This is a genomic window from Bradyrhizobium sp. USDA 4353 (genome assembly GCF_054063215.1).
On sequence record NZ_JBSSGB010000001.1, the window covers coordinates 2,092,221 to 2,107,825 of the forward strand.

The following is a 15,605-nucleotide window of genomic DNA, read 5'->3' on the forward strand; positions in this document are numbered from 1 at the left end:
AACGACGAAATAACCCTAACGATATCTCGCCGGGTTACGTTGAATTAGCGCGAGCCGGAGTCCTGCAGCAGCGATCGCAACTGCCGGCCGATTAGGTCCAGAGCCGGCTTGGCCTGCGGCAGGATCGTGCCGAGCGCGTGAAAATTATGAACCATGCCGTCATGGCAGACGTGCGTGACGCGGACACCGGCGGCCGTGAGCCGCTCGGCATAGGCGTTGCCTTCGTCCCGCATCGGATCGAATTCCGCGGTGTGGATGACTGCGGACGGCAATCCGGCCAGGACGGTCGCGCGCAGGGGAGAGATCCTCGGATCGTCCAGAGCAATTCCCTCGGGAAGATAGTCGGCGAGGTCGGCCTGCCAGGTCGCTGCATCGATCAGATAGCCGCTCCCATAGTGCTCGCGCGACGGCCACGCCGTGGCGAAATCCAACACGGGACAGATGAGACATTGTGCGGAAATCGGCAGACGGCCAGACAGAGCCTGGCACACCGCGGCCGCGAGGGTCGCGCCGGCGGAATCGCCGCCGACCACAACACGGTTGCCATCGATTCCAAGCGTCGTCGCCTGATCGAAGACGAATTCGACCGCGGCCATTGCATCGTCGAAGGCAGCCGGGAACGTGTGCTCCGGCGCGAGGCGATAGTCGATCGAGAGCAGCCGGCAGCCCGAGACCACCGACAGCGCTGCCGCGACCTTGTCGTGGGTCTCGATGCTGCCTGCAACGAGTCCGCCGCCATGAAAATAGACGAAGCCAGGGAGCGCGCCGTCGTCAGTTTTGCTCTCTGCAGCCGGCGTATACAAGCGATAGCTGAGCGGGCCTGCAGAGGTGACGAGCTGCGCGTCCCGCGCGACCACGGGGCCAAGATCATTGCGCGAGAACTGCATCAGCTTCGCGAGCGACTGCCTGCGTTGCTCGGGGCTCGGCCGCTCTCGAACTCCGGTCCCGGTAGCAGCGACCATTGTCAGCAGGCGCTGAGCGCGAGGATCGAGCGGCATCGGGGTTCCAGGTTAACCAAGACGGCGGCCATTGTGGCAGCCAAGCGTGAATCGATCATGAGTGGCCGCGCGGCAAGCAGATCCTTAAAATATCCACGCCAGAACGGCAGGATCGATATCTGTTGAACGGGAGCACCGCTATGACCGCCATCGTCAAGCCTGTCAGCTACTCGCAGACCTGGACGTTCTTCGATGGCGAATGGCGCGAGGGCAATGCGCCGATCATGGGCGTGCGGACCCATGCGACCTGGCTGGCATCGACCGTGTTCGATGGCGCGCGGGCCTTCGAGGGCGTCACGCCGGACCTCGACCGTCACTGCGCGCGGGTCAATCAGTCGGCCGTCAATTTCCGGCTCAAGCCGGTCGTCGATGTGAGGACCTGGATGGGGCTGGCGCGCGAAGGCATTGCGCGGTTCGGCGCCAATGCGGAGCTCTACATCCGCCCGATGTATTGGGCGCAGCATGGCGCCGGCGGCGGCGTGCTGTTCGATCCCGAGACCACCAACTGGTGCCTGTGCATCTACGAGGCGCCAATGCCGCAGCCGACCGGCAATGCGATCACGCTGTCGCCATTCCGGCGGCCGACCGCCGAATGCGCGCCGGTGGATGCCAAGGCCGCCTGCCTCTACCCGAACAATTCGCGGGCGCTGATCGAGGCCGCCTCGCGCGGCTTCAACAATTGCCTCATGCTGGACATGCTCGGCAACGTCGCCGAGTTCGGCAATGCCAACGTGTTCATGGTCAAGGACGGCGTCGTGTTCACGCCGGTGCCGAACGGCACGTTCCTCAACGGCATCACCCGCCAGCGCGTGATCGAGCTGCTGCGCGGCGACGGCGTCAGCGTGGTCGAGACCACCCTGCGCTACGAGGATTTCCTGGCAGCCGACGAGATCTTCTCATCCGGCAACTTCGCCAAGGTCGCCCCTGTCCTCCGCATCGACGACAGGACGCTGCCGATCGGCCCGGTGTTCAGCCGGGCGCGGAGGCTTTATTGGGACTTTGCGCATTCCGTCAGAGCCGCCGCCTAGGTCAGGCGCCATAGAGCGGAAGCTCGGTGTCACTGAGATCACCGAGCCGCGGCGGCTGCGGGCCCTTGATGTACTTTCGGCCTCTGCGTTCGGTGTAGACGCCGATGAGGCCGTCGATCGGCTCATTGGCGCCAGTCACGACGGAGACGCAGCCGCGTCGCAGCAGCAGAAGCCGGCCGATTGCTCCTGCGCATCGCACGTAGTCGGAGATGTCGCGGCAATAGATCAGCTGCATCGCAGGCAACGCGAAGCGCCCTTGCCGGATGCGGAATTTCTGGAGGACCAGGGGAATAGGACCCGTCTTCGATCGAACGATAACGCTGAGACAGCCATAGCGGGCGTGCCGGATGAGCAATTCGGCTTCATCCGGCGGAATGCCGTCCACACTCGCGGCGTACGCCTCGATCCGGTCGATCGGCGAACCGAGGCCGGCGGTCGACAGCAGCGGCAACGAGAAGAACAGGCCCCGGCCATAGGCGCGAAAACCCTGCGCCTCGACGATCGGCCAAGTCGGCCTTGCGGCGCTGATGTTGACGTAGGTCACCTCGGGCCGCCGCTGCGCGATGCGCGTCAGCATGGTCGCATAGTTGCGAAAGGCGGGCTCGACATACCAGCTCGACAGGTTGCACCAGATGCGCGGCTCTCCCGGCGTACCGCGATCGCTGTAGATCAGGAGCAGCACGCCGACGGCGGAGCCGTCGTGATCCAGCAGGTAGCCGTAACGTGGATAGCCGTCGGGCACGGCCCGGTTCGCCTGCCGTCGCAACCCGCTCGACCAATAGTCGCGCGAGCGTCGTGGGAAGCCGCGCGTCAAGAGATCGGCCACCGCATCGAGATCGGACGCTCCGATCTCGCGGCACCGGATCACTGGCTTGAGCGCGGTCATGAGCTGCTTTGCCGATCTCCGACGACGAGCGCTGCGCTAGCCGACGGGAACAGCCTGCTGCTCCAGTCGCAGCGCCTCGCGGACGCGCGCGGGCCAGCGCGTGAGATCGATGCCGTGGGTGTGGAACAGCGCTACCGCGAGCCGGTCCATGCCGAAGGCCACGCAGCCGGTATGCGCGGGCGCACCATCGGCATCGGCAATGCCCCAGGTGGTGCCGAAATGCTCACGGTGATAGTTGAAGCTCATGCATGCCGTCGGCTGCTCCTCGGAGCGCAGCGGCACCAGCAGCTCGAACTTCAGCGACTGCTGCTTCTGGCTGACCGCCTTCATCTGGCCGACACGGCCGAAGAACGGGTCGCTGGCGTGATCGACGCGGAACGACAGGCCGAGATCCCTGGCGATCGCCTGCGCCTTCGTCATCCAGCGATCGCGGAAGGCCGAGACGTCGTCGGGCGTGCCGATGCAGACATATTCGCGCATCCGGAACGATTGCAGCCGGTCGAGATGCCGCGACGGCTCGCGGCGGAAGCAATCGGCGGCGACGTCGAAACGCAGGCCACCGACAGGCAGCGCGCCGCGGCTGGCGGCGATCGGATAGACGGGATAGCAGGCGGCCGGCGACAGCACGAGATCGGCGGGGGACAGCGACGTCGTCCAGTCGCCGCCTTTGTCGAAGCAAGCGACGGCCTCGTGAATGTCGCGCTCGGTGCCGTGCAGGCCGCAGACGCAGCCGAGCAGATTCGGGAAGCTCTTCAGATAGCCGGATTTCTCCAGCTGCGCCCGGCTCATCACCGGCGGGAAGCGCATCACCTCGGTGCCGGGCTCGCGATGGCGCGTGATCAGCGCGGCGAGCTGCTCGACCACGCCTTCATACAGAGCGGTGCGGGCATAGACGCCGTCCGCGCCCATGCGGTGGAACAGGGCATCGGTGAGATGGTCCAGGGCGTCGACCGGCTGAGGGGCAATTTCGGGCGACTGCGGCAGAACGGGAATGGTCATGTCTCAAATCCCTAAATGGAAAACAGGCAAGCGAGCGATGAGATCACTCGTAGAGCGAGTTCGGCACCGCGCTCATCAAATTGGCGGTCGCGATATTGGTCAGGATGCGATCATTGTTGATCATGATCGGCGCCGACAGCACGTCGCGCAGATGTCGACCGATGGAGAACTCGCCATCATTGCGATAGCCGGACAGGCCGCAGGCGCGCATCGCATGCATTACGGTCTCGACAGCAAGCTCGGAGGCCTGAACCTTGAGAAGGGTGATGGTCGACTGGAAATCGAGCGAGCTCAGCGCCCGCTCGTCATATTCGTGGGCCGCGAACGCATCCATGGTGGTGACGAGCATCGCGCGCAGCCGCGCCAGTGCCATCTTCGCCGCCGTGTAATGCGCGGCAGCTGGCGGCATCTGTCCGCCGGCGCCGCGGGCCGCCTTGCGGAGAAACTTCTGCGCACGCTGCACCGCTGCGGCGGCAATGCCTGCCCAGGCGGATGACCAGCAGAGATGCGCGAACGGGGTCATGGTCTGGGCGTGAATACGGTCATAAGCCTCGGAGAACACCCGGTCGGACGGACAGTCGACCTTGAGCTCGAAGCCGGTCGAGCAGGTGCCCCGCATGCCGAGCGTCTCCCAGCCCTGCGTTCGCGCGATCGTGTAATCGTCCTTGGTGAGGGCCAGCAGAACTTGATCGGACGCGGCCGCGCCATCGGCGCGACGGGCGATCGTGACGAGGCCGTCGGCCTCGGCGCCGTAGGAAATCACGGTGGCGTCGCGCAGCAGAGTGATGCGGTCGCCGTCATGTCCGACGGCGGCCGCGCTGGCGCGGATGTTGCCGCCATTCTGCCCTTCGGTGGTGGAGGAGGCCATCAAAAGCTGCTCGGATGCGATGCGGCGCATCAGCGATTCCATATAGGCGTTGCCGCGGCCGTGGCGCACGAGGCAGGCCACCTTGGTCTGGTGCATGGCAAAGATCATGGCGCTGGAGGCGCAGGCGCGTCCCAGCGCATAGCAGACGTCGGCGATGTCGTGGACCGATGCGCCGAAGCCGCCGAACTCGACCGGGATTTGCATGCCGAGCAGCCTGTGCTCACGCGCGGCATCGATTGCGGCCTTCGGAAAGCGGCCGTCACGATCGACGTCTTCGGCCTCGGCGGCGGCTTGCGCGGCAACCGCATTGCTACGCTGGACAAACAGGGAGCTGCGATCGAGCAGCAGGCTCTCATCATCGTCGGAGACGGGAGGACGAAGTGCGGTTCCCTGGAGTGTCATGACCGATCTGTGCTCCGGATTTTGCCTTGTTGAGAGATCGGGGCCGCGCCTGTCAGCACGTGCATCGATGCCCTGCACCACAACGCAGGGTATGGATTTGATTCAAATGCGTCGACGAAATTCAGGGTAAACGCCGTGAAATCACGGGGCCGGGGTTAATTCTCAGTTTCCGGCGCCAGTCAATTTGGAGCTAACGCGTTAGCGTTAAGACAAATTCAGAGGTAGAGCGCCGCGCTTGTGTAACGCTTTCGCTGCGGCATCCGCGTTATCTCTACGATCGAGGCAACCGACAGGTGGATCACGCGTCTGCTGTCTTGCAAATGAGAAACGACATGCCGAATTTCAAAGCCGATATTTCAGACCGCGTCGTCACGCTGGTGCGGGACATCCTCCTCCAGAACGGGATATCTGCCGAGCTTGCGGCCGATACGAAGCTCGTGGATGCCGGCCTCACCTCGATGGACATGGTCAACCTGATGCTGGCGATCGAGGCGGAGTTCGATTTCACGATTCCGCAGGAGCTCATCACGCCGGAGAATTTCCAGTCGGTGGCGACGCTCGAGCGCCTCGTCGCCGGTCAATTGGCGGCCGCAAAGGCGGCCTGATCCGGCCGCGGCCCCGGTCCGCGTCACGGTTTCCAATCTGGTCCAAAGCTGGCATTCTCGTCTCCGATGGAGATGGGGACGTCATGACGAAGGCTGTGCTTGGCATTATCGGCGGCTCGGGCATCTATGACCTGCCGGGCTTGGAAGATGCGCGCGAGGAGGTGATCGCGAGCCCTTGGGGCGAGCCCTCGGCGCCGTTGCGCCGCGGAACCATCGCGGGCCTGCCGATCGTGTTCCTCCCCCGCCATGACAAGGGGCACCGGCTGTCGCCGTCCGACATCAACTATCGCGCCAATATCGACGTGCTGAAGCGCGCAGGGGTCACCGACCTGGTGTCGCTGTCCGCCTGCGGCTCCTTCAAGGAGGAGCTGCCGCCGGGCACGTTCGTTCTGGTCGATCAATTCGTCGACCGGACCTACAAGCGGGAGAGCTCGTTCTTCGGCAAGGGCTGCGTTGCGCATGTCTCGATGGCGCATCCGGTGTCGCCGCGGCTGCGCATTCACCTGGCTGCCGCCGCGGAAGCCGAGGGCATCACGGTCGCGCGCGGCGGCACCTATGTCTGCATGGAGGGGCCGCAGTTCTCGACCTATGCCGAAAGCATGACCTACAAGTCGTCAGGCTATTCGGTGATCGGCATGACCAACATGCCCGAGGCCAAGCTCGCCCGCGAGGCCGAGATCTGCTACGCGACCGTGGGGATGGTGACGGATTTCGACTGCTGGCATCCGGACCATGACGCCGTCACGGTGCAGGACATCATCCGTGTGCTCACCACCAACGCGGACAAGGCCAAGGGGCTGGTGGCGCGGGCTCGCCCGCGAGTTCCCGCGTGAGCACGAGCCGTGCCCGATCGGTTCGGATCGCGCGCTCGATACAGCGCTGATCACGGCCCCGGACGCCCGCGATCCCGATCTCCTCAAGAAGCTCGATGCGGTCGCCGGCCGCATTCTGCGCGGCTGACCGGAGGTCGAACATGAAGGTGGATGGCAAGCATTTTCGCAGCATCTGGCTCGATGCCGACGGCTGGACGGTTTGTGCCATCGATCAGCGCCGGCTGCCGCATGAGTTTGTCGTGGCGAAGATCACGACCTGCGAGGAAGCGGCGGATGCGATCCGCTACATGCTGGTGCGCGGTGCGCCGCTGATCGGGGCGACCGCAGCCTTCGGCATGGCGTTGGCGATGCGCGACGATCGCTCCGACCCTGGGATCGACCGCGCTTACGAGATGCTGATCGCGACGCGGCCGACGGCGATCAATCTGAAATGGGCGCTCGACACCATGAGCACGATGTTGCGCCGGCTGGCGCCATCGGAGCGGCGCGACGCGGCCTATGCGCGTGCGGTCGACATCGCCGGCGAGGACGTCACCATCAATCAGGGCATCGCGGCGCATGGTCTCGCGCTGATCGAGGCCGCAGCAGCGCGCAAGAAGCCGGGTGACGTCGTCAACGTGTTGACTCATTGCAACGCGGGCTGGCTGGCGACGGTCGATTGGGGCACGGCGACGGCGCCGATCTACCTGGCCCATGATCGCGGCATTCCGATCCATGTCTGGGTCGACGAGACGCGGCCGCGCAACCAGGGGGCTTCGCTCACGGCATGGGAGCTCGGCCATCATGGCGTCGCACATACCGTGATCCCGGACAACACCGGCGGCCATCTGATGCAGCATGGCATGGTGGATCTCGCGATCGTCGGCACCGACCGCGTCGCCGCCAATGGCGATGTCTGCAACAAGATCGGCACCTACCTGAAGGCGCTGGCGGCGCATGACAACGGCGTGCCGTTCTATGTCGCGCTGCCGTCGCCGACGATCGACTTTGCCGTTGCCGACGGGCGGCAGATCCCGATCGAGCAGCGCAGCGCACAGGAAGTCACGGAGATGACGGGCCGCACCGCCGATGGCCGCATCGAGACCGTTCGCATTGTACCGCCGGGGTCACCTGTGGCGAACTATGGGTTCGACGTCACGCCGGCGCGGCTGGTGAGCGGACTGATCACCGAACGTGGCGTGCTGCAGGCCGATGGCGCGGCATTGGCTACTGCGTTTCCCGAACGGGCAACACAGACAAACTATTAGCCGTCATCGCGAAGCCGGGACGACGGTCAGCGCAAGGACAGCCCGGTCGCCGCTTCCAGTTCGGCAATTGCCTGCGAGGCGCTGAGGACCTTGATCGTCGTCATGCCCATCTCACGCGCCGGCTTCAGGTTGACGCCGAGATCGTCGAGATAGACGCAATCCGCCGGACTGATGCCGAGAGCTTCGGTCATCATCTGGTAGATGCGCGGATCGGGCTTGCGTAGGCCGATCTTGGCCGACTCGATCACATGGTCGAACAGCGCCATCACCTCGGCGACGTAGAACGAGCGGCCGCCCTGGCTGCCGATCGCGTTGGCCGGCAGGTTGTTGGTGATGCAGCCGGTCTTGCACTCCGACTTGATGCGGCGCAGAGCCTCGACCATGTCGGGACGGAGGTCGCCGGCCAGCAGCGGCAGCACCTCGCGGCCGCTGACGGCGGCGCCGCCAAGCGCCAGAGACTCCTCGGCGAACAGCCGGTCGAACGTGTCGAGGTCGATCTCCGCGCGTTCGAACTTCGCCCAGGCGTTTTCGAGGTGGTTGGCGGCGTTGGTCTTGCGGATGATGTCGACGGGATAGCCGCGCTCCTTCTCGAACCGCGCGAAGGCTTCGAAGGGCGAGGTCGTCATCACGCCACCAAAATCAAAGATCACCGCCTCGACCATCACTGCCAATTCCTTCGTTTCGATCTCCCGACGTGATCGCTAACACGGGACGCGGCGCTTGGCGATTCGCGGCAACGATCCACATGCCGCATCTCTTGGCGATATCGACGTCACCGGCTATTGCTCGCAGCCATGAAACGGTTTCTCTCGATCTCGGTCTCCACGCTGCTGGCCGGGTCGCCGGCATTTGCGATCGTCGGTAGCGCACCAGCGATCAACGATGGTATCGGACGCTCCGTGGTCACGATCGTCGGCTCACGCGGCAATTTCTGCAGCGGCGCTCTCATCGCTCCGAAGCTGGTTTTGACCGCGGGTCACTGCGTGCAGCCGGGAGTCGATTACCGCATCGTGGAATACGACCGCGACCGCAAGCCGCTTCTCAAGACGGTGCGGCGCGTGGCCGTGCACCCCGCCTTCAGCGCGCAGTCGATCGCGGCGCATCGCGCCACTGCCGATGTCGCGCTGCTGGAGTTGGAAGCACCGACGAAAGAGCGCGTTCCTGTCGCGGTCGGCATGCCGCAGTCGCCGCTGGCCGCCGGCAACCGGTTCAGGGTTGCGGGGATCGGCGTGGCCATCCCTGGCGACGGCAAGAGCGGTGGCGTGGTGCGCGCGGCGCCGCTGGTCGCGACGGGCAAGCCTGGAACATTGCAGATCCGGCTCGTCGATCCGGCGACGCAAGGAGCCAAGCCCGGGCTCGGCGGCTGCACCGGCGATTCCGGTGGGCCTGCGTTCGAGACGCAGGCGCAAGGCGAGGTGCTGATTGGGGTCATCTCGTGGTCGACCGGACCCAACCTGACGGATGGTTGCGGCGGCATGACCGGCGTCACGCCGCTGACGCTGTATCGCGACTGGATCGTGCAGACCGCTCGGCAATGGGGCATGCCGCTCGGCGGAAATTGAGATCGTCTGGGCTGGGTTGCGACCGCGCGTCGCGGGTTGACCATCCTCGTGATCAGGTTCAGCCTGTGCAGCGCGGAAACAATAACACCAAGGCCCAAGGACTCTCATGAACGTCATCGCGCCCATTCGCGAGGCCGCGTCCGCTCACGCGACCGAACATTTCGACGTGCTGATCGTCGGCGCCGGCATCTCCGGCATCGGCAGCGCCTATCAGCTCAGCAAACAGATGCCCGACGCCCGCTTCGTGATCCTGGAAAGCCAGGACAGCTTTGGCGGCACCTGGCGGACGCATCGCTATCCCGGCATCCGCTCCGATAGCGACCTGCACACCTTCGGCTACAGCTTCAAGCCGTGGGTCGGACCGCCGATCGCGACCGCGGAAGAAATTCTCAAATACATGGGTGACGTGATCGAGGAGAACGATCTCGGCCGCCACATCCGCTATGGCCACCGCATCGTCTCCGCAAGCTGGTCGAGCGCGACCAACCTCTGGACGGTTCACGCCGTGAAGGGCGAGACCCAGGAGCCCGTCACGATCACGGCGAACTTCCTCTGGATGTGCCAGGGCTATTATCGACACTCGAAGGGCTATACGCCCGAGTGGCCCGATATGGCGAAGTTCAAGGGCCGCATCGTGCATCCGCAGGTGTGGCCCGACGATATCGATCTCACGGGGAAACAGGTCGTCGTGATCGGCTCCGGTGCGACGGCGGCGACGATCCTGCCGTCGATCGCCGGCAAATGCGCGCATGTCACGATGCTGCAGCGCTCGCCGACCTATTTCCGCATCGGTCGCAACGCGATCGAATTGGCCGAGGAGCTGCGCCGGCTGCAGATCAAGGAAGAGTGGATCCACGAGATCGTCAGGCGCAAGATCCTGTTCGAGCAGGACTGGTTCACCAAGCGCTGCCTAAGCGAGCCCGAGCAGGTGAAGAAGGAGCTGATCGGGCAGATCAGCGCCATCATCGGACCGGACTATGCTGCCAAGCATTTCACGCCGAGCTATCGGCCGTGGCGGCAGCGCATCGCCTTCGTGCCCGACGCCGATCTGTTCGAAGGCATCAAGAGCGGCAAGGCATCCGTCGTCACCGACGAGATCGAGCGCTTCACCGAATGCGGCATCAAGCTGAAATCCGGCGATGAGCTCAAGGCCGATATCATCATCACCGCGACCGGCTTCGATCTGTGCGTGCTCGGCGATATCGCGTTCACCATCGACGGCAAGCCGCTCGATTTCGGCGACACCGTGACCTATCGCGGCATGATGTTCACGGGCGTGCCGAACCTCGCCTGGGTGTTCGGCTATTTCCGCGCGAGCTGGACGTTGCGGACTGATCTCGTCGCGGAGTTCGTGTGTCGGCTGCTCGCGCATATGAAGGCGAAGGGCGTCCACAAGGTGACGCCGACGCTGCGGCCCGAGGACCACAACATGCCGCGGTTGCCGTGGATCGATCCGGAGAACTTCAATCCCGGCTACATGATGCGCAACATGCATCTGCTTCCCAAGCGGGGCGACAAGCCGGAATGGCAACACAGCCAGGATTACTGGAGCGAGAAGGACGAGATTCCGGCGATCGATCTGGATGATCCGGCGTTTGTTTATGGGTGAGTGCTGACTGCTTGAGTCAGGCTGCTGCACCCCAACGGTGTCATCCCCGCGAAAGCGGGGATCCATAACCACCGCCGGGTGTGTTGGGCACGACGCCAGCTCACATCCTGCCCCAAGACAGATCACGCGGTATGGGTCCCGGGTCGGCGCCCGCTGACGCTGTGCGTCGTCAGGCTTGCCCGGGACGACAGCGAGTTTCACTCCGCACTCCCGAGTGCGACGCCCGCCTCAACTTTCCCGTCGTGCCAGCCCTGTCGCAATCGCCGCGGCTGCCGTGCGGTTCTCGACGCCGAGCTTGGCGTAGATCTGTTCCAGGTGCTTGTCGACGGTGCGCGGGCTGAGCCCCAGGATCTGCGCGATGTCGCGGTTGGTCTTGCCTTTGGATAGCCAGGACAGCACCTCGCCTTCGCGCGTGGTGAGGCCGAACTCGCTGGAAAACTGCTTGGGCAGCTCGCCCGTGGATTCCTTGGCGAGCCGCAGCAGGAACTCGTTCGGGCCGGCGCCGCCCATGTAGTACAGCCGCAACTCCGGATGATCGGGGAGCGAGGCGGCAGCCTTGGCGCTACCCTTGCCGTTCTGCGCCTGGTCCAGCCATTGCCGCAGGGCGTCCGGCAGCACCAGCTCCTCAGTCGCGCCAAAGCTGTCGGACAACAGCTTCTGGGCCTGCGGCGTCGCCCACATCAGCCGTCCCTCGCGATTGACCGCGAGCAGGAAGCGGCCGGAGACGTCGAGCGCGGCGCGCGCGCTCTGCGTCATCCGCGCGTTGGCAAGATGCACGCGGATGCGCGCGAGCATCTCCGAGACCGCGATGGGCTTGGTGACGTAGTCGACGCCGCCGGCCTCCAGCCCCTGCACGATGTGTTCGGTGTCGGCGAGGCCCGTCATGAAGATGACGGGGACGTTGGACAGTCCCGCCTCGCGCTTGAGCTTGCGGCAGGTCTCGAATCCGTCCATGCCGGGCATGACGGCGTCGAGCAGGATGATATCAGGCGTGATCTGGTCGACGATGCGCATCGCGGCGGCGCCATCGAGTGCGACCATCACGGTCATGCCGGCGCCGTCCAGCGCGTCGGTCAGCAGCCGGAGCGTCTCCGGCGAGTCGTCGACGACCAGCGCCACATCGCGCTTTTTGCTGTCAGTGTTCATAGGCGTGCAAGGTCTTCAGAGTGGCCATGTACTGATCGAGATCGAAGCGATCGATCAACATGCGCATCTGGGCCACGAATGCGGCATGCTCTGGGTGCGCGCTGCCGATCTCGTCAAGCTTGAGCTGGATGGCACGGATATAGCCGATCTGTCCGAGGCCCATCAGCTCCTCGACATATTTCAGCGGCGGGCGCGAGCCGGTGTCGGGCCGCCAGTGCGGCTGGATGACCTGTTGGTTGGTCTGATAGCTCCATTCGAGCTTGAGCAATTGGCGGATGGCCTCCAGCAGTCGGGGAATGTCGATCGGCTTCATCAAATAGCTGTCATGGAACGGCTGCGCCAGCGGCCTGCCATGAGCTTCCAGCGCGCTCGCTGACGTCATCAGGATGCGCGCCTGATGATGACCGCTGCTGCGCAGCGTCTCGGCGACGGTCCAGCCGTCCATGCCGGGCATCGAGATGTCGAGGATGAACAGGTCCGGCTGGCAATGCTGCGCCAGCGCCAGGCACGCGGCGCCATCCGGCGCGCTGAGCAGGATGAAGCCGAGTGGCGTCAATACCTCGCGCAGGAGATCGCGATGCACCGGATCATCATCGGTGACGAGGATGGTCTTGCGCGGCCCGAGATAGCCGGCGACAGGTGCCTTCACCGGCGCATGCCGCGTCGGATTGGTCACCTCGGACAGCAGGATCTTCACCTTGAATGTGCTGCCGGCGCCGACCTTGCTCTCCACCTTGATGTCGCCGCCCATCACACCCGCAAGCAGTCGGCTGATCGTGAGACCAAGGCCCGTGCCGGTCTGCGGCTGTGCGGCGCCGAGCGCACCGCGCTCGAACGGCGCGAAGATGCGCTCAAGATCGTCGGGCTGGATGCCGGGGCCGGTATCGATCACCTCGAATTCGGCGACCGGGCTGCGATAATGCACGACGAACTGGACGCTGCCCTCCTGGGTGAACTTGATCGCATTCGACAGCAGGTTGATCAGGATCTGCCGCAGCCGCTTCTCGTCGGCATAGACGACCAGCGGCAGCACGGCGGGACGCTTGAAGACGAAGTCGACACCCTTTGCGGCGGCCTGCAGCCGGAACATGCCGACGAGCTGATCCAGGAATTCGCTCAAGCGGACCTCGTCGCGCGACAGATACAGCCGTCCTGCTTCGATCTTGGAGATATCGAGGATGCCGTCGATCAGCCCCGAGAGGTGGTCGGCGCTGCGGCGAACCACACGCACTTGATCCTTCGGCTTCGGCGCAAGGCTCGCATCCTGTTCGAGCAGTTGCGCATAGCCCGAGATCGCGTTGAGCGGCGAGCGCAGCTCGTGGCTCAGGCCGACGACGTAGCGGCTCTTGGCGAGGTTGGCGGATTCCGCCACTTCCTTGGCGCGCTGCAGCTCGGCATCGGTGCGCTTGTGCGCATCGATCTCCTGGATCAGCAACTGCGTCTGCCGCCGCGTCTCGGCCTCGGCCGCGCGGCGGCTCTGCTGCGCCAGCACGAACAGCCAGGCGACGACGCCGATGATGATCGATAGCGCGAAGAACACCTTCCACAGCACGTCGGAGATGATGCCGCGGTAGCCGGGCAGCGCCGCCGAGGTCTCCAGATAGATCATGCCGAGCGTCAGCGCGACGAGGCCGGCCGAGGTCAGGAACACGCCGACGTAATGTCCGAATTGCGAGTTGATCCTCGCCAGCACCGATTGCGGCAACATGCCCCCGAGCGCCGCCGACACCTGGGCCTGCGCCCGCGCATGCGGCTTGCACAGATCATGGCAGCGGGCATCGAGCGAGCAGCACAGCGAGCAGATCGGACCGGCATAGGCCGGGCAGGAGGCGGTGTCCTCCGGCTCGAAATGATGCTCACAGATGCAGCATTTGATCTGCTCGATATTCTGCCAGCTGCGCTTGGGCTTGCGGGCGAGATAGTATTTTCCGTCGGTGAGATAAGCGATCGCCGGCGCGGTCACGAGGGCCACGGCGAGCGCGACGAAGGTCGACAGCGCCTTTCCGGTCGGCCCGAACAGGCCATAGAAGGCGCTGATCGAGACGATGGTGGCGATGGTCATCGCGCCGACGCCGACGGGATTGATGTCGTACAGGTGCGCGCGCTTGAACTCCATCTGCGGCGGGCGCAGGCCGAGCGGCTTATTGATGACGAGGTCGGCGACCAGCGCCCCGACCCAGGAGATCGCGATGTTGGAGTACAGCGCCAAGGTCTGCTCCAGCGCCTTGTAGACGCCGATCTCCATCAAGAGCAGCGCGACGACGACGTTGAACACCAGCCAGACGACGCGGCCTGGATGGCTGTGCGTCAGCCGCGAGAAGAAGTTCGACCAGGCGATCGAACCGGCATAGGCATTGGTGACGTTGATCTTGATCTGGGACAGGATCACGAAGGTGCCGGTCAGGGCCAAGGCCAAGTCCGGCCGCGCCAGCACGTAGCGGAATGCTTCGAGATACATGTGCGCAGGCTCGGCCGCATGATCGGCCGAGACGCCGTGACTGAGGGCGAAGAAGGCGAGGAATGATCCCGCCATCAGCTTCAGCGCGCCGAGCACGATCCAGCCCGGCCCGGCGGACAGCAGCGCGATCCACCAGGAGAGCTTCGATGTCCGGCGATCGCGCGGGAGAAAGCGCAGGAAGTCGACCTGCTCGCCGATCTGCGCGACGAGCGAGAAGACGACGGCGGCGGCGGTGCCGAACAGCGCCAGATCGAGATGCCCCGAGAGATCGCCGTGTTCGCCGGGAAATTGCTGCCAGTCGGAAAAGGAATGCGGGCTGGCATAGGCGATCGCGGCAAAAGGCAGGATGTGCAGAACGACCCAGAGCGGCTGCGTCCACAGCTGGAAGCGGCTGATCAGGGTAATGCCGTAGGTCACCAGCGGGATGATGACGACGGCGCTGATGAGATAGCCGATCGGGCGCGGGATGCCGAAGCACATCTCCAGCGCAGAGGCCAGGATGACGGCCTCGATCGCGAAGAAGATGAAGGTGAAGGAGGCGTAGATCAGCGAGGTGATCGTCGAGCCGATATAGCCGAAGCCGGCGCCCCGGGTCAGCAGGTCGATGTCGATGCCGCATTTGGCCGCATGATAGGCGATCGGCAGGCCGCAGCAGAAGATGATCAGGCTGGCGACGAGGATGGCGGCGGTGGCGTTGGTGACGCCATAGTTCAGCGTGATCGTCCCGCCGATCGCCTCCAGCGCCAGGAACGAGATCGCGCCGAGTGCGGTATTGGCGACGCGGGCGGCTGACCAGCGCCGGGCGCTCTTGGCGGTGAAACGAAGTGCGTAGTCCTCCAACGTCTGGTTGGCGACCCACTGGTTGTATTGGCGCCTGACGCGGTCGATCCGCTGCCGCCCTGCCACTCTTATAACTCCTCACGCGAAGCGCCTGCGCGCTTCGTCCTGCCCGTCGCGAGATCTG

General features: G+C 64.7%; 12 protein-coding genes and 1 pseudogene. 6 read left to right on the plus strand and 7 right to left on the minus strand.

The window, feature by feature from the left end:
- Positions 1-44 precede the first annotated feature (44 nt).
- Positions 45-998: an alpha/beta hydrolase gene (locus tag ACVILH_RS09345; protein ID WP_456712634.1), complete on the minus strand. Its 954-nt coding sequence runs from the start codon at positions 996-998 to the stop codon at positions 45-47.
- 140 nt (positions 999-1,138) lie between these two features.
- On the opposite strand from ACVILH_RS09345, the gene ACVILH_RS09350 reads away from it, so the two are divergent.
- Positions 1,139-2,026, plus strand: coding sequence for a branched-chain amino acid aminotransferase (locus ACVILH_RS09350; RefSeq protein WP_456712635.1), 888 nt, complete (start codon positions 1,139-1,141; stop codon positions 2,024-2,026).
- Position 2,027: 1 nt separating this feature from the next.
- On the opposite strand, the gene ACVILH_RS09355 is transcribed toward ACVILH_RS09350, so the two are convergent.
- From ACVILH_RS09355 to ACVILH_RS09365, 3 genes are read right to left on the minus strand one after another with little or no spacing between them, the layout of a single operon-like run.
- Positions 2,028-2,912, minus strand: coding sequence for an acyl-CoA acyltransferase (locus ACVILH_RS09355; RefSeq protein WP_456712636.1), 885 nt, complete (start codon positions 2,910-2,912; stop codon positions 2,028-2,030).
- A 36-nt stretch (positions 2,913-2,948) separates the two neighbouring features.
- Entirely contained in the window at positions 2,949-3,911 is a 963-nt protein-coding gene (locus tag ACVILH_RS09360) for an amino acid--[acyl-carrier-protein] ligase (protein WP_456712637.1), read from the minus strand.
- Between the two features lie 43 nt (positions 3,912-3,954).
- Positions 3,955-5,181, minus strand: a complete 1,227-nt coding sequence (locus ACVILH_RS09365) for an acyl-CoA dehydrogenase family protein (protein WP_456712638.1) — start codon at positions 5,179-5,181, stop codon at positions 3,955-3,957.
- 332 nt (positions 5,182-5,513) lie between these two features.
- Here ACVILH_RS09365 and ACVILH_RS09370 point away from each other — a divergent pair, with 332 nt between their 5' ends.
- The 3 genes and pseudogenes from ACVILH_RS09370 to mtnA all read left to right on the plus strand — a co-directional run bounded on the left by ACVILH_RS09370 (position 5,514) and on the right by mtnA (position 7,866).
- Positions 5,514-5,786 carry a phosphopantetheine-binding protein gene (locus ACVILH_RS09370; protein ID WP_456712639.1) on the plus strand — a complete coding sequence of 91 codons (273 nt, stop codon included), beginning with the start codon at positions 5,514-5,516 and terminating at the stop codon, positions 5,784-5,786.
- An 83-nt stretch (positions 5,787-5,869) separates the two neighbouring features.
- Positions 5,870-6,746 (plus strand): annotated as a pseudogene (locus ACVILH_RS09375) (S-methyl-5'-thioadenosine phosphorylase).
- Between the two features lie 13 nt (positions 6,747-6,759).
- Positions 6,760-7,866: an S-methyl-5-thioribose-1-phosphate isomerase gene (gene mtnA / locus ACVILH_RS09380; protein WP_456712640.1), complete on the plus strand. Its 1,107-nt coding sequence runs from the start codon at positions 6,760-6,762 to the stop codon at positions 7,864-7,866.
- A 26-nt stretch (positions 7,867-7,892) separates the two neighbouring features.
- Here mtnA and ACVILH_RS09385 read toward each other — a convergent pair whose 3' ends face one another.
- Positions 7,893-8,531 (minus strand): HAD-IA family hydrolase, encoded by a 639-nt coding sequence (locus ACVILH_RS09385; RefSeq protein ID WP_456716917.1) that lies wholly within the window; start codon positions 8,529-8,531, stop codon positions 7,893-7,895.
- Positions 8,532-8,660: 129 nt separating this feature from the next.
- Between ACVILH_RS09385 and ACVILH_RS09390 the strand changes: the two genes are divergently transcribed.
- Together ACVILH_RS09390 and ACVILH_RS09395 are read left to right on the plus strand one after the other, a co-directional pair.
- Positions 8,661-9,428, plus strand: a complete 768-nt coding sequence (locus ACVILH_RS09390; protein ID WP_456712641.1) for a S1 family peptidase — start codon at positions 8,661-8,663, stop codon at positions 9,426-9,428.
- 106 nt (positions 9,429-9,534) lie between these two features.
- Entirely contained in the window at positions 9,535-11,037 is a 1,503-nt protein-coding gene (locus tag ACVILH_RS09395) for a flavin-containing monooxygenase (RefSeq protein WP_456712642.1), read from the plus strand.
- Positions 11,038-11,265: 228 nt separating this feature from the next.
- Here ACVILH_RS09395 and ACVILH_RS09400 read toward each other — a convergent pair whose 3' ends face one another.
- Together ACVILH_RS09400 and ACVILH_RS09405 are read right to left on the minus strand one after the other, a co-directional pair.
- On the minus strand, positions 11,266-12,183 hold the full coding sequence (locus ACVILH_RS09400; protein ID WP_456712643.1) for a response regulator: 918 nt from the start codon (positions 12,181-12,183) through the stop codon (positions 11,266-11,268).
- A complete protein-coding gene (locus tag ACVILH_RS09405) occupies positions 12,173-15,547 on the minus strand; it encodes a hybrid sensor histidine kinase/response regulator (RefSeq protein WP_456712644.1) in 3,375 nt (1,124 codons plus the stop codon). Before ACVILH_RS09405 ends, ACVILH_RS09400 begins: the two co-directional genes overlap by 11 nt.
- Positions 15,548-15,605: the final 58 nt, after the last annotated feature.